The organism is Aquabacter cavernae, assembly GCF_003993795.1.
Taxonomy (GTDB): domain Bacteria; phylum Pseudomonadota; class Alphaproteobacteria; order Rhizobiales; family Xanthobacteraceae; genus Aquabacter; species Aquabacter cavernae.
This window is the reverse complement of record NZ_RWKV01000003.1, coordinates 231,666-250,687: the sequence shown is the minus strand read 5'-3', so window position 1 is coordinate 250,687 and position 19,022 is coordinate 231,666. Positions and strand designations below refer to the sequence as shown.

Sequence of the window (19,022 nt, the reverse complement as noted above, 5' to 3'; positions counted from 1 at the left end):
ATTGACGCGCCGTGGCCCGCTATCTCAGGCGCACCATCGCCCAGATCGCCTTCGTGATCATCGGCATCGCCATCATCAACTTCTTCCTGCTCCGCCTCGCGCCCGGTGATGCCGCGCAGGTGATGGCGGGAGAGGCGGGTTCTGCGACACCGGAATACATGGCGGCGCTGCGCAAGCAGTTCGGCCTCGACCAGCCGCTCTACGTGCAATTCTTCAGCTATCTCAAGAACGTGCTGACGCTCAATCTCGGCTATTCATTCCGGCAGGGCATGCCGGTCTCGGACCTCATCCTCCAGCGCCTTCCCGCGACGCTCCTTCTCATGGGCACCTCCATCGCCTTTGCCGTCAGCATCGGCGGGATGCTGGGCCTCCTCGCCGCGCGGCAGGCGGGCAAGCTGGCGGACACGCTCATCTCCGCCCTCGCGCTGCTGTTCTATGCGACCCCGGTCTTTTGGATCGGCGTGATGCTGGTGGTGGTCTTCTCAGTGCTGCTGGACTGGCTGCCCGTGGGCGGCATGGCCAGCGTGGAGGCGGGCCTCACGGGCCTTGCCTATGCGGCGGATGTGGGCCGGCACCTCATCCTGCCGGCGACCACCCTCGGCCTGTTCTACCTCGCCATCTATACCCGGCTCATGCGCGCTTCGATGCTGGAGGTGTACGGCCAGGACTTCGTGCGCACCGCGCGGGCCAAGGGCGTGCGGCCGCGCCGCATCGCCGTGCGCCATGTGCTGCGCAATGCGCTCCTGCCCATCGTCACCACGCTCGGCGTGCAGCTCGGCTCCATCCTGGGCGGAGCCATCCTGGTGGAAACGGTGTTCGCCTGGCCCGGCCTCGGGCGGCTCGCCTTCGAGGCACTGTTCCAGCGCGACCTCAACCTGCTTCTGGGTATTCTGTTCTGCTCGTCGGTGGTGGTGGTGCTGGTCAACCTCGCGGTGGACCTCGCCTATACCGCCCTCGACCCGCGCATCGAACTGTCCTGACCATGACAGTCTTCGAGATCTCGGCCCCTGCGGCCCCCGCTCCCCGCGCCCGCGACGGGTTGCTGCTGCGCCTCCTCCGCCAGCCGTCCGCCGCCGTGGGCCTGACGCTCCTCGTCCTGATCATCGCCATGGCGGCCTCCGCCAACCTGGTCTTCCCGGATGACCCGCTGGACATGGTGACCCAGCCCTTCCTGTGGCCGGGCGAGGACGCCGCCTACCCGCTCGGCACCGATATGCTGGGCCGCGACATCGCCTCGGGGATCTTCCATGGCGCGCGGGTGTCGCTGCTCATCGGCGCGGTGGCGACGCTGGTCTCGCTGGTCATCGGCGTGGGGACGGGGGCGCTCTCGGGCTATTATGGCGGGCGGCTCGACGCCGTGCTCATGCGCGTCACCGAGCTGTTCCAGACCATCCCGCCCTTCCTGTTCGCGCTGGCCATCGTGGCGATCCTCCAGCCCTCCATCCCCACCATAACGGTGGCTATCGGGATCACGGCCTGGCCGAGCCTCGCGCGCCTCGTGCGGGCGGAGGTACTGAAGCTGCGGCATGGCGAGTTGGTGCAGGCGTCCATCGCGCTCGGGGCCTCGGACCTGCGCATCATAGTCCTGCACATCCTGCCCAACACGCTGGCGCCGGTGATCGTCTCCGCCTCCATCCTGGTGGCGAGCGCCATCCTCACGGAATCCTCCCTCGCCTTCCTGGGGCTCGGCGACCCCAATGTGGTGAGCTGGGGCGGCATGGTGGGCGCCGGCCGCGAGGTGCTGCGCACCGACTGGTATGTGGCGACAATCCCCGGCCTTGCCATCGTCACCGCCGTCCTGGCCCTGAACCTGCTGGGAGACGGCCTCAACGACGCGCTGAATCCGAAGGAGGCGGCGCGATGAGCGATCCGGTCCTGGCCGTCGAGCGGCTCAACATCTCCTTCCACACCCGGCGCGGCGTGCTCCGCGCGGTGCGCGATCTCTCCTTCCATGTGGAGCGGGGCGAGACCCTGGCCATCGTCGGCGAGAGCGGGTGCGGCAAGTCCATCACCGCGCTCTCCCTGCTCGGCCTCGTGCCCGAGCCGGGGCGGGTGGAGGGCGATGCGGTGCGGCTGGAGGGGCGCAACCTGCTGGCGCTGCCGGAGGCCAAGCTGCGGCGGCTGAGGGGCGCGCGCATCGCCATGATCTTCCAGGAGCCCATGACGGCACTCAACCCGGTTCTCACCGTGGGCGAGCAGATCATGGAAGCGATCCTGGAGCATGAGAAAGTGAGCCGCGCCGCCGCCCGCGACCGGGCGCTGGCGCTGCTGGAGCGCGTGCGCATTCCCGACGCGAAGCGCCGCTTCTCCGACTATCCCCATCGCCTCTCGGGCGGCATGCGCCAGCGTGTCGTCATCGCCATGGCGCTCGCCCTCTCCCCGGCCGTGCTGGTAGCGGACGAACCCACCACCGCGCTCGATGTGACCATCCAGGCACAGATCCTCGAACTCATCGACGAACTGAAGCGCGAGAACGGCACCGCCGTCGTCCTCATCACCCACGACCTCGGCGTGGTGGCCGAGCATTCCGACCGGGTGCTGGTGATGTATGCCGGCCGGAAGGTGGAGGCCCGCGCCACCGCCGACCTGTTCGCCCGCCCGCTCCATCCTTATACGCGCGGCCTCATCGCCGCCCGCCCGCAGCCGGGCGGCGGGCGGGCGCGCCTCGCCGAGATTCCCGGCACGGTGCCGAGCCTTTTCGCCATGCCGGCCGGCTGCGCCTTCGCCCCGCGCTGCGCCGTGGCCGAGCCCGCCTGCGGCGTTGCCGTGCCCCCCCTCATGCCCGCGGAAGACGGCGCCGTCGCCTGCATCCGCGCGGGAGAAATCCATGTTCCAGAGCCCGCCCGCGAAGCCCTGCGTGCCTGAGAGCGTCCTCAGCGTGGATGACCTCTGCGTGCGCTTCTCCACCGCGCGGGGCACCGTCCATGCGGTGGACGGCGTCTCGCTTTCTCTCGCGCCCGGGGAAACGCTGGGCCTCGTGGGCGAATCCGGCTGCGGCAAGTCCACCCTGGGCCGCGCTGTCGTCCGCCTCATCGAGCCCGCGTCAGGCCGCATCCGCCTTGCCGGAGAGGATGTCACGCACCAGCCCCGCCATCGCCTGCGGGCAGCACGGCGGAACGTGCAGATGGTCTTTCAGGACCCCTTCGCCTCCCTCGATCCGCGCTGGACCGTGGGCGAGCTGATCGCCGAGCCGCTTCATATCCACGGCATCGGAAGCCGAGCAGAACGACGCGCCCGCGTGACGGACCTCCTGCACAAGGTCGGCCTTCCCCCCGACGCGGCGGAGCGCACGCCGCATCAATTCTCCGGCGGGCAGCGCCAGCGCATCGGTATCGCCCGCGCATTGGCCCTGGAGCCCAAGGTGGTGGTGCTGGACGAGCCGGTCTCCGCCCTGGACGTCTCGGTTCAGGCGCAGATCCTCAACCTACTGGTGGGGCTTCAGCGCTCGCTCGGCGTCGCCTTCCTGTTCATCAGCCACGATCTGTCCGTGGTGGAATATGTCAGCGACCGCGTGGCGGTGATGTATCTCGGGCGCATCGTGGAACTGGCGGACCGCGAGACGCTCTGGCGCAGCCCCGCCCATCCCTATACGCGCGCGCTTCTGGATGCGGTGCCGCGCATTTCCGGCGGCCACCGGCCGGCACCGCTCAAGGGCGACCTGCCGAGCCCTTATGATCCGCCGCAAGGCTGCGCCTTCCACACGCGCTGCCCGCTGGCCTATGGGCGCTGCCGCACCGAAACGCCGCTCCTGCGCGGCATCGGGCCGGGGCACAGCACCGCCTGTCACCTCGCCGATCCGACCCTGCCCGGTGCGGCCCCGTTGGCGGCCTGAGCGCGTTCAGAGGCGCCGGAACCCGGCGCCGGGATGCCGGGCGGGCAGGCGGGCGCCGATATCCGGGAAAAGCTTCTCGCGCAGGCTGCCATCCCGGTATGCGGTCTTGAACGCGCCTCGGGATTGAAGCTCCGGGATGAGCAGGTCAACGATGGCCTCAAGGGATTCCGGCATCACCGTGCGCACCAGGTTGAAGCCGTCCACGTCTGTCTCCTCGACCCAGGAGAGCATCTCGTCCGCCACCTCCACCGGCGAGCCGACGAAGATGGGCGCCCGCGCGCCCGCAGGGGTGAAATCGAACAGGTCCCGCACCTTCGGCAGCGCAGGCGCGTTGACCGTGAGGTTCTCCAGCGTGGAGCGGATGGCATTGCTGCGCTGGAACGCCAGCACATCGTCCGGACCGAGCCCGGACAGGTCCACCCCCGTCCAGCCGGAAACCAGGGCGAGCTGCCCGGCGGCGTGGATATAGCGCCGGTACTCTTCCTTCAGGTCGTGCGCTTCGGCGGACGTGGGCGCCACGATCACGGTGGCGCCGAGCAGCGCCAGAACATCGTTGGGCTTCCGCCCCGCCGCCACTGCCGCTTCGCGCACCGCGCGCACCGCCTTGGCGGCGATGGGCTTGGTCTGGCCGTTGAGAAAGGTCGCTTCCGCATGGCGTCCGGCGAAGGCCCGCCCCGTCGCCGATGTGCCCGCCTGATAGAGGAGCGGCGTGCGCTGGGGCGACGGCTCCGCCAGGGCCCGGGCATCCACCTTGTAATAGGGTCCGTCATGCACCACGCGGTGCACCTGCTCCGGGTGGGTGAAGATGCCAGCGACCTTGTCCCGGACCGCCGCCCCGTCTTCCCAACTGCCTTCCCAGAGCGTGTAGACGGCAGCCATGAAGTCCTCGGCGGCATCATAGCGCTCGTCATGATCGCGGGCGACGGTGAGGCCCATGCCCCGTGCGCCGCTGTCCAGATAGCCCGTGACGATATTCCAGCCGAGGCGCCCGGCGGTCAGGTGGTCGAGGGTGGTGAAGCGGCGGGCGAACTGGAAGGGATGCTCGTAGGACAGGTTGGCGGTCACCCCGAAGCCGATATGCTCCGTCACATGCGCCATGGCCGAGATGGGAATGGTCGGGTCCGCATTGGGCGCCTGGGCCCCTGCCGCCAAGGCTGTATCCCCGCTTGAACCATAGACGTCATAGAGGCCGAACACGTCGGCGATGAAAATGGCGTCGATCAGGCCACGCTCCGCCGTCTTCGCCATGTCCGTCCAATAGCTCAGCGTGTTGTAGCGCACCTGGTTGTCGCGCGGGTGGCGCCACAGGCCGGCCCAATTGTGCGAGGGGGCGGCCATCTGGAACGTGTTGAGCCTCAGCTCGCGGGGCTTGGTCATGGGCGATCCTGAAGATGCATCCGCCAGGGGATGCACGCACAAATTTCACCGAAATGTTTCGGTGTTTTTCATAAAATGCATCACTTTGGTGGAATATATTATTGATTGAGTCAATTGACTTAATATAATCAATCATCGCGATCCTGAATGGCGTGAGCGCTGCCGCATCCACTCCAGATGCCATACCCGGCACGCCGCGGGATCAGCCTGGGCGGAGCCTCGCGTTCCGCCAGGAATTTCCTCATCCGGAGCCAGCCATGCCGTTCCCGCCCCTCGCCCGCCGGTCGTTCCTCGCGGCGTCCCTTCTCAGCCTGGCCGCAGGCCTGCCCATGCTCGCGCCCACCGGCGCGCTGGCGGCGGACGAGACCATCAAGATCGGCCTTCTCGCCCCGCTGACCGGCACGGGCGGTCCCTATGGCAAGGAAGAGGAAGACGCCGCCAAGGCCGCCGTCGCGAACATCAACGCGGCCGGAGGCGTGCTGGGACGCAAGCTGGAGTTGTTCGTGGCGGACGATGAGACCGCTCCCACCGCCGGCGTCGCCGCTGCCCGCAAGCTCATCGACGTGAACGGCGTGTCCGCCATCACCGGCATCTGGAGCAGCGCGGTCGGCCTTGCGGTGCGCCCGCTCGCCCTGGAAAAGGGCGTGGCGCTCCTGCCCAACGGATCGGCCGACGAGCTGACCCAGGGCGACACGAAGGGCCTTGTCTGGCGCTTCCAGACCAACGGCAAGGACTGGGGCCGCGCCTTCGCCAATGTGGCGCTGAAGGACGGCGCCAAGACCGCCTCCATCCTGGTGCTGCAAACGCCCTTCACGCTCAGCACGGTGAAGCCGTTTGAAGAGGCGTTCACCGCCGGCGGCGGCAAGATCATCGACGTCGTCTACTTCAACCCGAACCAGCCGTCCTACCGCACCGAGGTGGACAAGGTGTTCGACAAGAAGCCGGACGCCGTGTTCGTGCCCAGCTATATCCCCGAATTCAGCGCCATCGCGAAAGAGGTCTACCGCTCCGGCTTCGAGAGCAAGCTCTACACGTTCAGCCATGCGGCCGACAGCCAGGGCAAGTTCGTGCAGAACGTGGGCAAGCAGGTGGCCGAGGGCATCAACCACGTCCAGGCCGTGCCCGTGGGCAACAGCACGACCTACCAGCTCTATCTGAAGCTCACCGGCCAGAAGCCCGACACCCTAGCGACGTTCGGCGCCAATGTGTTCGACGAGATCAACATCCTCGCCCTCGCCATCGAGAAGGCGAAGAGCGACAAGGCGGTCGATTTCACCAAGCAGATCCCGTCCCTGGTGAACGGCACCGGCCCGGCCATCTCCGACCCCGTGGAGGGCCTGAAGCTCATCCGCGAAGGCAAGCCCTTCCGCTATGCGGGCGCCACCTCCAACTTCCGCTTCGCGCCCAACGGTGACCAGATCGACCTCGATTACGGCCACTTCCGCGTCACGGACGGGGTCAGCAAGCTGGTCGGCTCCACGAAATGAGCGTGGGCCCGGACGCCTTTCTTGACGCCCGCCACATCGGCATCAGGTTCGGCGACTTCGTCGCCCTCGACGGGGTGAGCCTCACCTTCCGCCGGGGCGGCATCACCGGCATTGTCGGCCCCAACGGGGCCGGCAAGTCCACCTTGTTCAACGTGCTGGGCGGGCAGGTCCGGCCGGGCAAGGGTTCCGTGTCCTTCGACGGGCGGGATGTCACCCGGCTTCCCGCCCATGACCGGGCGCGCCTCGGCCTCACCCGTACCTTCCAGATCTCCCGCGAACTCGGCGCCCTGACCGTGCTCGAAAACCTGCTGCTCGCCTTCCCGCGCCAGCCCGGCGAGAACGTGCTGCCGGCGCTGTTCCAGAAGGCGCGGGTGCGCCGGGCCGAGGAGGAGGCGACGGAGCATGCCCGCGCCCTGCTCCAGCGCGTCAACCTGTGGCGGCTGGCCGATGCACCGGCCGATGCTTTGTCCGGCGGCCAGAAGAAGCTCCTGGAACTCTGCCGCGCCCTCATGCTCGAACCGCGCCTCGTGCTGCTGGACGAGCCCGCCGCCGGCGTGAACCCCGTCCTCGTGGGCGAGATCGGCGACTTCATCCGCACCCTTCGGGACGAAGGCATGAGCTTCGGCATCGTGGAGCACAATATGGATCTCATCGCCGCGCTCTGTGACCCCATCCATGTGCTGGCGGAAGGGCGCGTGCTCACCAGTGGCAGCTTCGCGGAGATTTCCGCCAATTCCCTCGTGACGGAAGCCTATCTGGGAGCGGTCGCGTGAGCGGGCTGGTGCTTGAGAATGTGGTCGCCGGGTATCGCGGACGGCCGGTCCTGCACGGGGTGAGCCTTTCCGTTCCCGCCCGAGGCAGCCTCACCGTGGTCGGCCCCAACGGCTCGGGCAAATCGACCCTCATGAAGACGGTGGTGGGCCTTGTTCAGCCCCAGAAAGGCCGGGTGCTGCTGGAGGGCGAGGACGTCACCCGCCTGGATGCGCCGGGGCGCGCGCGGCGCGGCCTCGGCCACGTGCCCCAGGAGGCCAACGTGTTCCGCTCCCTGAGCGTCTCCGAGAATCTGAAAGTGGCCTTCGAGTTCATCCCCGCCCGCTCCGGCGCGACCTTCGCAAGCCGCCTGGAGGCAGTGCTGGCGCTGTTCCCCGAGATCCGCCCGAAGCTGAAGGTGGCTGCCGGGCATCTCTCCGGCGGGCAGCGGCAGATGGTGGCCATGGCCGCCGCCCTCATGCCCGAGCCCTCGGTTCTGGCGCTGGACGAGCCGTCCGCCGGCCTGTCGCCGAAGAATGCCGAACTGCTCTTCGCCGCCATCGCCCGGATCGCGTCGACGGGGGTCACGCTCCTCATGATCGAGCAGAATACCCGCCTCGGGCTGGCGGTCGCCGCGCGCGGCCTGGTTCTGGTCGCGGGGCAGGTGAAGGCGGAGGCGCCCGCCACGGACCTCCTCTCGGACGGCCTCATGCAAAGCCTCTATCTGGGCGGGCACTGATGGGACAGCTCATCTTCAACGGCCTCGTCACCGGCCTGCTCATCGCCCTGCCGGCCCTGTCGCTGGCGCTGGTGTTCAGCGTGCTGCGCTTCGCCAATTACGCCATCGGCTCCATGCTGACGGTGGGCGCCTATCTGGTCTACGCCTTCAATGCGGGCCTCGGCTGGCCCCTGCCGCTGGCGGCTCTGGCGGGCGGCGCGGTCGGTGCCGGGCTGGCGCTGGCCATCGACCGGCTGGTCTATGAGCCGCTGAAGGGGCGCGGGGGCGTGACGCTTCTGGTGGCCTCCATCGGCGTGGGCATCGCGCTGGAAAATGCCGTGCGCTTTATCGCCGGCTCCTCCACGCGCGGCTTCGCGGTGGAGGTGGCGCGCCCGCTGCGGCTCCATGGCCTGCGCATCAACCAGGAACAGATCACCACCATCGCCACTGTCCTTCTGGCGCTCGCCGTCGTGTGGATCGTGTTCCGCTTCACCCGGCTCGGCCGGGCCATGCGGGCGGTGGCTGACAATGCGGACCTCGCCGCCGTGCGGGGCATCCCACGCCGTCAGGTGGTGTGCGCCGTATGGGTCATCTCCTCGGTGCTGGCGACGCTCGCGGGGGTGCTGGTGGGGCTCGACGGCAACGTGGATCCGCAGATGGGGTGGAACTACATCCTGCCCGTCTTCACCGCCGCCATCCTCGGCGGCATCGGCAATCCCATGGCGGCGGTGGCGGGCGCGGTGGTGCTGGGCATCACCGAGGAATTGGCGACGCTGGTCCTCGCCCCTCATTACCGCACCATGGTGGCTTTCGCGGTGATGGCCCTGCTCCTGCTGGTGCGCCCCACCGGCCTGTTCGCGGCACAAGGAACGGCGAAATGATTTCCTATGTGGCCGCAACCCTGGTGCTGGTCGCCATCGCCACCATCGCCGGGCTTGCCTTGAACCTGCAATGGGGCCTGGGCGGGCTGGTGAATTTCGGCCTGTTCGGCTTCTACATGCTGGGCGCCTATGTCTGCGCCCTTCTCGACACCAAGGGCGTGCCGCCGCTCGCCGCCATGGCCGCCGCCATCGTGGTCACGGCCGCGGTGAGCGCAGCGGTCAGCCTCATCTCGGTGCGGCTCAGCGAGGATTATCTCGCCATCGTCACGCTGGGTTTCGCCGAATGCGTCCGGCTGTTCATCAGCTATGAGGAATGGCTGACCCGCGGCACGCTGGGCGTGCCGGGCATCGTGCGCCCCTTCGCCGGCTCCGTGCCGCCGGAATGGTCGGACGCGGTGTTCCTGGCCTTCGCCTATGCCTGGCTGGCGCTCGTCTTCCTGCTGCTGCGCAAGATCACCCGCGCGCCCTTCGGGCGGCTCGTGCGGGCGACACGGGACGATGCGACGGTGGCCGAGGCCCTGGGAAAGAACGTGCTGGCCGTGCGGGCGAAGGTGTTCGCCATCGGCGGCGCCCTGCTGGGCGTGGCGGGCAGCCTTCATGCCTTCCACTACAGCTATATCGACCCCACCCAGTTCAGCACCACGCTGAACGCCTACGCCTTCATGGCGGTGATCATTGGCGGGCGGGGCAGCCATCTGGGGGTTCTCATCGCCGGCTTCACGGTGATCCTCCTGCTGGAGGGTAGCCGCTTCCTGGCGGATGTCATCCCCTTCCTCGACGGCGCTCAACTCGCCGCGCTGCGCCTCTTCCTCGTGGGGGCGGGGCTTGTCGCCATTCTCATCTTCAAGCCGGACGGCCTCGTACGAGAGTATCGCCTCCGCTCCGGCGCATCCTGACAGGAGACCACCCATGTCGCGTATCACCCGCAAAGTCCGCGCCGACCTGCCCGAGACGCTTCACCCCCTGTGGGACAAGATGGAGACCTATGGCGACTTCGCCGACCAGGCGGGCGTCATGGCCCATCGCCTGCCCATCTTCGAGCATAGCTGGCGCCAGCTCACCCAGCTTGCCGACGAGGCCGTGCTCTCCAAGCGCTATCTGGAACTGGCCATCGTCACCGTGTCGCTGCTGAACAAGTGCGACTATTGCGTCGCCCACCACACACCCAAGCTCTCGGTGCAGGGCATCTCGGCGGAGGGTGCCCAGCACCTGCTCGACTATCAGGACCATCCCGAGCTGGATGCAGTGGACAAGCTGGTGGTGGAATATGCCATCGCCGTCACCAACAATTGGAGCCGCACGCGGGACGAGATCTTCGCCCGCCTGAAGGCGCATTTCACCGAAGCCCAGATCGTGGAACTCACCTGGCGCACGGCGCTGTGCGGCGCGTTCAACCGCTTCAACGACATCCTGCAGGTGGAGCATGCCGAACCTGCCGTCGCGGACCGCACCGTCGCGGCGGAATAAGGCTCGCCCCTCGATCCGCCCCGGTCATCCCTCGACCGGGGCCGGCGCGGCATATTCCTCGCCCGTCAGATCCGCGACGGCGAACGACGTGAGACGTTCGAGGTGCCTGTCCCTGTCCGCCAGGAACAGGTCTCGGCCGATGGCGGCGACAAGACGGGGAATGCCATGCTTCAGGCTGGCGATCTCGCCCACCGCGCGGCCGTGGCTCATGGCGGCGGCGGCATTGAAGCAGTGGATGTCGCGCAGGAAGGGTGCGGCTCCCGGCTGTCTTTCCAGGAACTCGAAACCTGCGCCGAGATAAGGGTGCCGGGCGAGGTTGGCGTTCTGCGCGTCCGCCGGCGCGGGATAGCGGTCGCTCCACAGGGCGATGCGGGCCGCGAAATCCGCAAGCTCCGGCCGCGCCGCCAGATTCACCGCATAGCCCGTTCCGGCGATGACGAAATCGAAGACGAATCGGCCGGCGGCGGTTTCCACCACGACACCTTCCCCGGTCTCCCGCACGGACTGCCAGTCTTCGCCGAGATGAAGATGGAAATCCGGCAGCCGGGTCGCGCGCCGCACGGTGTCCGCGATGGGGCCCGCGGAGCGCTGCATGTAATAGTGCATGAGATGCCAGCGGTCGGCGTCCGCCATCTCGTGAAAATGGTCGAGCACGCCGGCATAGGCCATGCCCTTGATGGTGGTGATGCGCACAAGGTCGTTGTGGCGGCTGAACAGGTGCGCATCCGCCGCCCCATTCTCCAGCGCGGTCGCTGCCGCATCGAACGCCGAGGATGCCGCCCCGAGCACGCCGACGCGCCTGCCACGCAGCGCCTCGAAATCGATGACACCCTCGGTATGCGCCCATCGGCCCGGCGACAATGCGGAAATGGCGGGCGGCGTGAAGGGGACGCCCCCGCCGACCATGCCCGTTGCGAGCACGACCTTTCGGGTCGTCTCGGTCACCTGAAGACCTTCCCGCACCAAATGGAGACGAAAGCCCTCGGCGAGCGGCTCGATCCGCTGCAACCGGACCTCGCTGCGCACCGGCACACTGACGGCCTGTCGGTACCAGTCCACATAATCCGCCCAATCCAGGCGGTCGCACCGCACGAGGGCCTCATAGGCCGGTACGCCGAACTTCGCCTCATACCAGGCCCGGAAGCTCAAGGCGGCAATGCCGCCCTCCGGCCCGGGGAGGGCCTTGGTGGACCGCAGCGTCTGCATCCGCGCGATGCCGCGCCACACACCCTCCTGCTGGGCCGGCGCGGCATCCAGAACGGTGGTGCGGGTCACGCCCGCACGGCGCAGGGCGACGGCGACCGCGACCCCGCTCTGCCCGCCGCCGACGATCGCCACGTCGGACTCGAACTCGGGCCGCTCCGGCACCCAGCCGGGACCGGCCTCGCCCAGATAGACGACCGCCTTCGTGGCTTCGGCAACCAAAGCGTCAAGGGCGGCTTCCGCGTCCGGCTGCGGCGTTTCACGGGTGCTGTGGACCGTCATTCGGGACCTTTGGATCAGGCTTGGAAATGTCAGGCGGGATGGGGGCTTCGGCACGGCGGATAAGAGCCGGAAAATCTCATATTCTTCAATCAATCCGATAGACGAAATATTATCACGTGTGTATAACTGAAAATAACATATTATCAACGTACAATCAGATCCTCGCACCCCTTCCCCGCCATGACCCTCGTCTTCCAGCAGATCCTGAACGGCTTCGTCGTGGGCGGCACCTACGCGCTTTTCGCCTTGGGCTTCACGCTCATCTTCGGGGTGCTCCACGTCCTCAATCTCGCCCACGGTGCCGTGTTCATGTGGGGGGCGTTCGTCGGCCTGTTCACCGTGACCTCACTGGGCCTTCCGCTCTACGTGGCCTTCATCGCGGCGATGCTGGCCGCCGGTCTCATCAGCGTCCTGGTGGACCTCGTGGCCTTCCGCCCGCTGCGGGCGCGGGGCTCGCCGGAATTCGCCGCCATCATCTCCAGCATCGGCGTGGCGCAGATTCTCATGAGTCTCGCCCAGATCGCCTCCCAGACCCAGGTGTATCGCTTTCCCTTCGGCACCTTCCCCATCGTGTTCTACAACGTGCTGGGCCTGCGCATCTCGCTGCAGCAGATCGTCATCGTGGCGAGCGTGGTGGTGCTGGTGGCCCTGCTGCTGGGGATCCTGTTCGCCACCAGCTTCGGCCGGCAGATCCGGGCCGTCGCCATCTCGGAGCGGACGGCGGCGCTGCTGGGCATCAGCGTCTCCAATATCCACGGCCTCACCTTCTTCATCTCCGGGGCATTGGCGGGCGCCGCGGGCGTGATCATCGGCATCGCCTTCAATTCCGTGCACTTCCTAATGGGAGAGCCCTACCTCCTGCGCGGCTTCGTGGTGATCATCCTGGGTGGTCTCGGCTCCATCACCGGGGCGCTCGCGGGCGGCCTCATCTTCGGAATGGTGCAGACGCTGAGCATCGCCTTCCTCTCGTCCGCCCTCTCGGACGCCATCCTGTTCGGCATGATGTTCCTCATCCTCCTGGTGCGGCCCAGCGGGCTGTTCGGCGCGCTGCACCGGCAGGTGCGGGTGGTGCGGCAATGATCGGCTTCGTCTCTTCCCTCCAACCCCTCGGCGAGCTGGTGCTGGTGAATGCCTGCCTCGCCTTCAGCCAATATGTGGTGCTGCGCGCGGGCGTGTTCTCGCTCGCCACGGCCGGCTTCGCGTCCCTGGGCGCCTATGGCGCGGCCATCCTTGCCGCCCGCCACGGCGTGCCCATGCCCCTGGCGCTGGTGGGCGCGGGGCTCATCGGCGCCGTCGCCGGCCTCGTCCTGTCGGTGCCGCTGAGCCGCCTGCGCGGTGTCTACCAGGCCATCGCGACGCTCGCCTTCGTGCAGATCGTGCTGTCGCTCGCGCTCTATCTGGAACCCGTCACCGGCGGCGCCATGGGCATGAACGGCCTGCCGCGCCTTATCGGAGGCTGGGAGCTGATCCTCGTCTTCGGCGTCATCTTCTACGCCATGCTCGCCCTGTCCCGCGCGGGCATCGGCAGCACATTCGACGCCATCCGGCAGGAGGAGACGGTGGCGGTCTCGCTGGGCATCCGGGTGGTCGATTATCACCGCCTCGCCTTTGCCCTGAGCGGTGCCCTGGGCGGGCTCGGGGGCGGGCTCATGGCGCTGCGCAACTACAGCCTGGTGCCGGAGGATTTCGGCTTTCCCCTGCTCATCGCCGTGCTCACCTTCGTGGTGCTCGGCGGCCGCGTCTCCCCGGTGGGGCCGGTGGTGGGGGCGGCAGTCCTCACCCTTCTGCCGGAGATCGCCCGGCCGCTCGCGGACTACCGGCTGCTGGTCAACGGGGTGCTCATGGTGCTGGTCATCATCTATTGGCCCCACGGCATCGTGGACACCATCCGCCTGCATCTGCGCCAGCGCCGGCACGCCGTCTCGCAGGCCGCGCCATGACCGCCAGCACACTGAGCCTGGAGGGCGTCTCGCGCCGTTTCGGCGGGGTTCTCGCCGTGGAAAACGTCTCGTTCTCGGTGGCACCGGGGGAAATCGTCGGCCTGATCGGGCCCAACGGCGCGGGCAAGTCCACGCTGGTCAATCTCATCGCCGGGCTGCTGCGCCTCACCTCGGGCCGCATCCTGCTGGGGGCAGCGGACATCTCCACCGCCGAGGCGCCGGAGATCGCCCGGGCGGGCATCGCCCGCACCTTCCAGACCGTGCGCCTGCTGAAGGACGAGAGCGTTCTCGACAACGTCGCCATCGGCTTCCACGCCCAGCAGAAAAGCCCGCTCCTCGCGCGCCTCCTGGCCCTTCCGGCCGCCCTGGCGGAAGTGCGCGCCACGCGGGAGCAGGCGTTCGCGATCCTTGAGCGGTTCGACATGGCGGGCTTCGCCCATGTGCCGGCGGGCGCTCTGTCCTACGGCCACCAGAGGCGCGTGGAAATGATGCGCACCTTGGCGCTGCGCCCCAATCTCATCCTGCTCGACGAGCCGGTGGCGGGCATGAATGACGTGGAGGCCGACGCCCTCGGCCGCATCTTCCAGGGCATTGCCGGGGAAGGCATCGGCATCCTGCTCATCGAGCACAATATGCGGTTCGTGATGTCGCTGTGCGGACGCATCAACGTGCTCGATTCCGGGCGCATCATCGCCTCCGGCCCACCCGCCCAGGTGCGCAGCGACCCCGCTGTCGTCGCCGCCTATCTCGGGGCGTAAGCGATGCTGGAAGTCACGGATCTCGCCACGGCCTATGATGGCATCACCGCCCTGCGCGGCGTCACGCTCCGCGTGCCGACGGGCAGCATGGTGGCCATTGTCGGCCCCAACGGGGCGGGAAAGTCCACGCTCCTCAACACCATCAGCGGCGTGTTGCGCCCCCATGCCGGAACCGTCCGCTTCGACGGCGCGGACGTGACGCGCCTTCCCGCCCACAAGGTGGCGCGGCTCGGCCTGCTCCAGGTGCCCGAGGGGCGGCAGATCCTCGGGCCTCTGTCGGTGGAAGAGAACCTGCTGCTGGGCCGCCTGGCACGCGGCGCGCGGGCCGCAGACGGGACTGCGGACGACCTCGACGCGGTATTCAGCCTGTTCCCCATTCTCGCCGAACGCCGGCGACAGGAAGGCGGTTCGCTGTCCGGCGGCCAGCAGCAGATGCTGGCCATCGGCCGCGCCCTCATGGGGCGCCCGCGCCTCCTGATGCTGGATGAGCCCAGCCTCGGCCTTTCCCCCATCATGGCGCGGCAGGTGTTCGACGCGCTGGCGACGCTGAAGGCCCGCGGCCAGACCATCCTGCTGGTGGAGCAGAATGCGCGGCGCGCGCTCGCGTCCACCGACTTCGCCTATGTGCTCGAACAGGGGCGCATCGTCCAGGAAGGCCCCAGCGCGGCTCTGGCAAGCGATCCCCGCATCATCAGCCACTACCTGCCTGAAACCGATCTCTCCACATCCTGAAGGGGGTTATTGTGACCATTCGTGCGCTCTTCTCCTCACCCCGCCTTGCCGCCGCAGGGCTCGTTCTCGCGGGCGGCCTCGCCACCCCTGCCGCCGCGCAGGAGGTGGTGATCGGCGTTCCCGCCGCGCTCACCGGCCAGTTCGCGTTCGCCGGCGTCCCCAACCGCAACGGCATGCAGATCGCCCTGGAGCAGGTGCAGGCTTCCGGCGAACTCGGCCCCTTGAAGCTGAAGGTCCTGTTCGAGGACACCGGCAGCGACAAGAACCAGGCGACCACGCTGATCACCCGCTTCTCCGAATATGACAAGGCGGCCCTGATCCTCGGCCCCACCTCCAGCGTCGAGGCATTCGCCGCCCTTCCGGTGGCGCAGAAGAACGGCACGCCCGTCATCTCCGGCGCCTCCGCCGACGTGACGCCCGTGGGCGACTGGATCTTCAAGGCGACGGCGACCCCCGTCACCATCATGCAGGCCCTGGCGCAGCGCGCCTTGGCGGACCTGAAGCCCAAGAAGGTCGCCTACGTCTTCAACCGGGACAATGACGCCTATATCGCCCAGAAGAACGGCCTGCGGGATGCCTTCGTGGCCGCTGGTGTGGCCACCGTGGCGGAAGAGACCATCGTCGGGAGCGACAGCGATTTCACCGCCCTCGCCACCAAGCTCGCCAGCCTCGATATCGACACGCTGGTGATCTCCACTACGGCGGAACTGTCCGCCAACATCATCATCCAGGCGAAGCAGGCCGGGCTCTCCGACAAGGTCCGCATCCTCGGCACGCCCTCCATGGCGTCCGCGCAGTTCCTGAAGGTGGGCGGCGCCGCGGTAGAGGGCACGATCTTCGTCGCCGACTACTTCCTCGGCGGCGAGAACGCGCTGAACAAGGCCTTCGTGGAGGCCTACACCAAGAAGTACAACACGCCGCCGGACGTGTTCGCGGCCATCGGCTACACGCAGTTCTACGAGGCGGTGACCGCGCTGAAAGCGGCCGGCGCGACCCTGGACCGCGAGGCCATCCGCAAGGGCATCTTCTCCATCAAGGACATGCCCACCATCCTCGGCGACGGCAAGCTGACCATCACGGAGAAGCGCACGCCCGTCTATGGCGGCTATGTGCTCACCGTGAAGGGCGGCAAGCTCGCCCTGCTTTGAGTGCCCCGCCGGGAGCGGCGATAGCCGCTCCCGGTTCGCCGCCTGCGAGGTTCCATGTCCCCTCTTCCCACCTATGACGTCGCCGTCGTCGGCCTCGGCGCCATGGGCAGCGCCGCGCTCTACCAGCTGGCGCGCCGCGGCGCCCGCGCGATCGGTCTCGACCGGTTCGCCCCGCCCCATGAGCGTGGATCGAGCCACGGCGAGACGCGCATCACCCGCCAGGCCATCGGCGAGGGGGAAGCCTATGTGCCGCTGGCCCTGCGCGCCCACGCGATCTGGCGGGAGCTGGAGGCGGCGACGGGGGAGACGCTGCTGGTCGAAGCCGGCTGCCTCATCATTTCGCGCGAGGACGATCAGGTGGAGCGCCGCGCGCGCACCGGCTTCATCCAGCGCACCATCCGCGCCGCCGAGCGCTACGGCATTTCGCACGAGGTGCTGAACGCCGCAGAACTCGCCTATCGCCACCCGCAATTCATCCTGCGTGGCGACGAGAGCGCCTATTTCGAGCCCGGCGCGGGCTATGTGCTTCCCGAGCGCTGTATCGGCGCTCAGATCGGCGAGGCGGAGCGCCTGGGCGCGCAGGTTCGCCTCGGCACCGTGGTGGAGCGTATCGTACCGGAGCACGGCGCCGTCCGGATCGAGACATCCGCCGGAACGCTGCTGGCCGGCGAGGTGATCGTCTCGGCCGGCGCATGGGCGGGGGCGCTCCTGGGCGGGCGGTTTGCCCGCCTGCTGGAACCCCAGCGCCAGATGCTCCACTGGTTCGCCATCGAGCCGGACGCCGTGCCGCTCTGGGAGCGCAGCCCCGCTTATATCTGGCCGCACGGCGAGAGCCTGGACGACTTCTTCTACGGCTTCCCGGCTTTGCACGGCTCGGCTTCGCTGAAGACCGCCAACGAGCAATATGACGCCCTGGTGGACCCCAACGACTTCGACCGCGTGGTGAGCGCGGCGGAATCCCGCGCCATGTTCGAGGCCAACCTCAAGGGTCGGCTGCGCGGCATCCGCCCCGATGTGGTGCGCTCCGCGACCTGCCTCTACACCGTGACGCCGGATTCCGCCTTCCTCATCGACCGCCACCCGGAAGCGCCGCGCATCCTCGTCGTGTCGCCCTGCTCGGGGCACGGCTTCAAGCATTCCGCCGCCATCGGCGAGGCGGCCGCCGAGATTGCAATAACGGGCCGCAGCACCGTCGATCTCTCGGCCTTCGCCGTGTCGCGCTTCGACACCGCAGGCGGCACACCCAGCACAGGGGCAAACGGATGACGCACCCGACTGAGGTCGATCTCATCGACACCCTTGCCGGGATCGCGCCCGGATCGCCACTGGACCAGCTTCGCCGCGAGCGGCCGGTGACCCGCGACTATGCCCAGTCCTGCCACGAAGTGATCTTCCGCCTCGCGCCCGGCCAGGGTGTCTCCGCCGGGGAGCGGCACGCGCTCGCGCTGCGTATCGCGCGCGTGAGCGCAGCCCCTGCCCTCGCTGCCTATCACCGGCAAGCCCTGGAAGCGGAGGGCGCCGCCCCCACCTGGGTCGCGGCCATCGAGGCCGGAGGGGGGCCGGACCTGGACGGGCGGATGACCGCTCTCCTGCGCCATGCCGATCGTCTCAGCCTGTCCCCGATGGAAGCGGGCCGCGCCCATCTCGCGGCTCTTGCCGAAGTGGGGCTCTCACCCTCCGACATCGTGGTCGTCTCGCAGGTCATCGGTTTCGTGAATTACCAGACGCGGCTTCTGGCGGGCCTCGAACTGCTCGCGGGACGCGGCATCCCCGGCACCCAGCCCGGCGCGCTTCCGCTGCTTCCGCCGGACATCGCAGCCGCCTTCACGCTCGATGAACTGGACTGGCACGCATGGCTCCCGCCGGTGTCCATGGATGCGGCGAGCGACACGCAGCGCGCGGTGGTCAAGGAGGCATGGCCCGGCGCCGACACATCGGAATTCTTCACGCTGCTGGTGCGCGAGCCGGAAATCCTGCGCCACCGCATGAAGCTGCTGAACGGCATCATGTATGCGCCGCGCGGCCTGCCCAGGGCCGAGCGTGAACTGGCCGCCACCATGGAATCGCGCCTCAATGGCTGCCCCTATTGCGCGTCCGCCCATGGCCGCCTCTATGCGCAGCTCGCGAAGGAAGACGCCACCATCACCGCCATCTTCGCGCATGGGGCGACGGCGGCCCTCGAAGGGCGGAAGGCGGCGGTTGCGGCCTATGCGGCGAGCCTCACGCCGACGCCTCCGGCGCTGGCACCGGACAGCCTTGCGATCCTGCGAGAGCACGGACTGCCGGACATCGAAATCCTCGACCTCACGCAGGCCATTGCCATCTTCGCATGGGCCAACCGGCTGATGCAGACGCTGGGGGAGCCCGCGCCGCACACTGTCCGATGAGCCGGGGCCGGGCATTCCAGAAGCCTTTGCGCGCACACCACGCAAAGGCAGGGAAACGGA

Annotated in this window: 19 protein-coding genes; 17 read left to right on the top strand and 2 right to left on the bottom strand. The window is 68.3% G+C overall.

Going from position 1 to position 19,022, the window contains the following annotated elements:
• Positions 1 to 11 precede the first annotated feature (11 nt).
• The 4 genes from EJJ38_RS02960 to EJJ38_RS02945 all read left to right on the top strand — a co-directional run bounded on the left by EJJ38_RS02960 (position 12) and on the right by EJJ38_RS02945 (position 3,832).
• A complete protein-coding gene (locus tag EJJ38_RS02960; protein ID WP_127088621.1) occupies positions 12 to 980 on the top strand; it encodes an ABC transporter permease in 969 nt (322 codons plus the stop codon).
• Positions 981 to 1,108: 128 nt separating this feature from the next.
• A complete protein-coding gene (locus EJJ38_RS02955) occupies positions 1,109 to 1,864 on the top strand; it encodes an ABC transporter permease (RefSeq protein ID WP_245454089.1) in 756 nt (251 codons plus the stop codon).
• On the top strand, positions 1,861 to 2,865 hold the full coding sequence (locus EJJ38_RS02950; RefSeq protein WP_127088619.1) for an ABC transporter ATP-binding protein: 1,005 nt from the start codon (positions 1,861 to 1,863) through the stop codon (positions 2,863 to 2,865). Before EJJ38_RS02955 ends, EJJ38_RS02950 begins: the two co-directional genes overlap by 4 nt.
• Positions 2,828 to 3,832, top strand: coding sequence for an ABC transporter ATP-binding protein (locus EJJ38_RS02945; RefSeq protein WP_127088618.1), 1,005 nt, complete (start codon positions 2,828 to 2,830; stop codon positions 3,830 to 3,832). Before EJJ38_RS02950 ends, EJJ38_RS02945 begins: the two co-directional genes overlap by 38 nt.
• Before the next feature lie 6 nt (positions 3,833 to 3,838).
• On the opposite strand, the gene EJJ38_RS02940 is transcribed toward EJJ38_RS02945, so the two are convergent.
• The gene (locus tag EJJ38_RS02940) at positions 3,839 to 5,209 is read right to left on the bottom strand and encodes an LLM class flavin-dependent oxidoreductase (RefSeq protein ID WP_127088617.1); all 1,371 of its coding nucleotides are present in this window, start codon (positions 5,207 to 5,209) and stop codon (positions 3,839 to 3,841) included.
• A gap of 257 nt (positions 5,210 to 5,466) precedes the next feature.
• Here EJJ38_RS02940 and EJJ38_RS02935 point away from each other — a divergent pair, with 257 nt between their 5' ends.
• From EJJ38_RS02935 to EJJ38_RS02910, 6 genes are read left to right on the top strand one after another with little or no spacing between them, the layout of a single operon-like run.
• Entirely contained in the window at positions 5,467 to 6,696 is a 1,230-nt protein-coding gene (locus EJJ38_RS02935) for an ABC transporter substrate-binding protein (RefSeq protein ID WP_127088616.1), read from the top strand.
• Positions 6,693 to 7,469 (top strand): ABC transporter ATP-binding protein, encoded by a 777-nt coding sequence (locus EJJ38_RS02930; RefSeq protein ID WP_127088615.1) that lies wholly within the window; start codon positions 6,693 to 6,695, stop codon positions 7,467 to 7,469. Before EJJ38_RS02935 ends, EJJ38_RS02930 begins: the two co-directional genes overlap by 4 nt.
• The gene (locus EJJ38_RS02925) at positions 7,466 to 8,185 is read left to right on the top strand and encodes an ABC transporter ATP-binding protein (protein ID WP_127088614.1); all 720 of its coding nucleotides are present in this window, start codon (positions 7,466 to 7,468) and stop codon (positions 8,183 to 8,185) included. Before EJJ38_RS02930 ends, EJJ38_RS02925 begins: the two co-directional genes overlap by 4 nt.
• Entirely contained in the window at positions 8,185 to 9,045 is an 861-nt protein-coding gene (locus EJJ38_RS02920) for a branched-chain amino acid ABC transporter permease (RefSeq protein ID WP_127088613.1), read from the top strand. Before EJJ38_RS02925 ends, EJJ38_RS02920 begins: the two co-directional genes overlap by 1 nt.
• Entirely contained in the window at positions 9,042 to 9,941 is a 900-nt protein-coding gene (locus tag EJJ38_RS02915; protein WP_127088612.1) for a branched-chain amino acid ABC transporter permease, read from the top strand. Before EJJ38_RS02920 ends, EJJ38_RS02915 begins: the two co-directional genes overlap by 4 nt.
• A 13-nt stretch (positions 9,942 to 9,954) precedes the next feature.
• Positions 9,955 to 10,512, top strand: coding sequence for a carboxymuconolactone decarboxylase family protein (locus EJJ38_RS02910; protein ID WP_127088611.1), 558 nt, complete (start codon positions 9,955 to 9,957; stop codon positions 10,510 to 10,512).
• A gap of 24 nt (positions 10,513 to 10,536) precedes the next feature.
• Here the strand turns inward: EJJ38_RS02910 and EJJ38_RS02905 are convergent, their stop codons facing one another.
• Complete coding sequence (locus EJJ38_RS02905) at positions 10,537 to 11,997, bottom strand: NAD(P)-binding domain-containing protein (RefSeq protein ID WP_127088610.1); 1,461 nt, start codon at positions 11,995 to 11,997, stop codon at positions 10,537 to 10,539.
• A 180-nt stretch (positions 11,998 to 12,177) separates the two neighbouring features.
• Here EJJ38_RS02905 and EJJ38_RS02900 point away from each other — a divergent pair, with 180 nt between their 5' ends.
• The 7 genes from EJJ38_RS02900 to EJJ38_RS02870 are packed head-to-tail and all read left to right on the top strand — an operon-like array spanning position 12,178 to position 18,962.
• Positions 12,178 to 13,077 carry a branched-chain amino acid ABC transporter permease gene (locus EJJ38_RS02900; RefSeq protein ID WP_127088609.1) on the top strand — a complete coding sequence of 300 codons (900 nt, stop codon included), beginning with the start codon at positions 12,178 to 12,180 and terminating at the stop codon, positions 13,075 to 13,077.
• Entirely contained in the window at positions 13,074 to 13,937 is an 864-nt protein-coding gene (locus EJJ38_RS02895; RefSeq protein WP_127088608.1) for a branched-chain amino acid ABC transporter permease, read from the top strand. The genes EJJ38_RS02900 and EJJ38_RS02895 overlap by 4 nt, the downstream gene beginning before the upstream one ends.
• Positions 13,934 to 14,695 (top strand): ABC transporter ATP-binding protein, encoded by a 762-nt coding sequence (locus EJJ38_RS02890; RefSeq protein WP_127088607.1) that lies wholly within the window; start codon positions 13,934 to 13,936, stop codon positions 14,693 to 14,695. The genes EJJ38_RS02895 and EJJ38_RS02890 overlap by 4 nt, the downstream gene beginning before the upstream one ends.
• A gap of 3 nt (positions 14,696 to 14,698) precedes the next feature.
• Positions 14,699 to 15,427, top strand: a complete 729-nt coding sequence (locus EJJ38_RS02885) for an ABC transporter ATP-binding protein (RefSeq protein ID WP_127088606.1) — start codon at positions 14,699 to 14,701, stop codon at positions 15,425 to 15,427.
• A gap of 11 nt (positions 15,428 to 15,438) precedes the next feature.
• Positions 15,439 to 16,575 (top strand): ABC transporter substrate-binding protein, encoded by a 1,137-nt coding sequence (locus tag EJJ38_RS02880; protein WP_205666087.1) that lies wholly within the window; start codon positions 15,439 to 15,441, stop codon positions 16,573 to 16,575.
• 54 nt (positions 16,576 to 16,629) lie between these two features.
• Positions 16,630 to 17,841, top strand: a complete 1,212-nt coding sequence (gene solA / locus EJJ38_RS02875; protein WP_127088605.1) for an N-methyl-L-tryptophan oxidase — start codon at positions 16,630 to 16,632, stop codon at positions 17,839 to 17,841.
• Positions 17,838 to 18,962 (top strand): CMD domain protein, encoded by a 1,125-nt coding sequence (locus EJJ38_RS02870; RefSeq protein WP_127088604.1) that lies wholly within the window; start codon positions 17,838 to 17,840, stop codon positions 18,960 to 18,962. Before solA ends, EJJ38_RS02870 begins: the two co-directional genes overlap by 4 nt.
• Positions 18,963 to 19,022 lie beyond the last annotated feature (60 nt).

Coding starts and splice junctions, on each gene's coding strand:
- EJJ38_RS02890 (WP_127088607.1), top strand. CDS start 13,934: ATGACCGCCAGCACACTGAGCCTGGAGGGCGTCTCGCGCCGTTTCGGC.
- solA (WP_127088605.1), top strand. CDS start 16,630: ATGTCCCCTCTTCCCACCTATGACGTCGCCGTCGTCGGCCTCGGCGCC.
- EJJ38_RS02905 (WP_127088610.1), bottom strand. CDS start 11,997: ATGACGGTCCACAGCACCCGTGAAACGCCGCAGCCGGACGCGGAAGCC.
- EJJ38_RS02920 (WP_127088613.1), top strand. CDS start 8,185: ATGGGACAGCTCATCTTCAACGGCCTCGTCACCGGCCTGCTCATCGCC.
- EJJ38_RS02870 (WP_127088604.1), top strand. CDS start 17,838: ATGACGCACCCGACTGAGGTCGATCTCATCGACACCCTTGCCGGGATC.
- EJJ38_RS02930 (WP_127088615.1), top strand. CDS start 6,693: ATGAGCGTGGGCCCGGACGCCTTTCTTGACGCCCGCCACATCGGCATC.
- EJJ38_RS02885 (WP_127088606.1), top strand. CDS start 14,699: ATGCTGGAAGTCACGGATCTCGCCACGGCCTATGATGGCATCACCGCC.
- EJJ38_RS02940 (WP_127088617.1), bottom strand. CDS start 5,209: ATGACCAAGCCCCGCGAGCTGAGGCTCAACACGTTCCAGATGGCCGCC.
- EJJ38_RS02950 (WP_127088619.1), top strand. CDS start 1,861: ATGAGCGATCCGGTCCTGGCCGTCGAGCGGCTCAACATCTCCTTCCAC.
- EJJ38_RS02945 (WP_127088618.1), top strand. CDS start 2,828: ATGTTCCAGAGCCCGCCCGCGAAGCCCTGCGTGCCTGAGAGCGTCCTC.
- EJJ38_RS02935 (WP_127088616.1), top strand. CDS start 5,467: ATGCCGTTCCCGCCCCTCGCCCGCCGGTCGTTCCTCGCGGCGTCCCTT.
- EJJ38_RS02915 (WP_127088612.1), top strand. CDS start 9,042: ATGATTTCCTATGTGGCCGCAACCCTGGTGCTGGTCGCCATCGCCACC.
- EJJ38_RS02910 (WP_127088611.1), top strand. CDS start 9,955: ATGTCGCGTATCACCCGCAAAGTCCGCGCCGACCTGCCCGAGACGCTT.
- EJJ38_RS02900 (WP_127088609.1), top strand. CDS start 12,178: ATGACCCTCGTCTTCCAGCAGATCCTGAACGGCTTCGTCGTGGGCGGC.
- EJJ38_RS02895 (WP_127088608.1), top strand. CDS start 13,074: ATGATCGGCTTCGTCTCTTCCCTCCAACCCCTCGGCGAGCTGGTGCTG.
- EJJ38_RS02955 (WP_245454089.1), top strand. CDS start 1,109: ATGGCGGCCTCCGCCAACCTGGTCTTCCCGGATGACCCGCTGGACATG.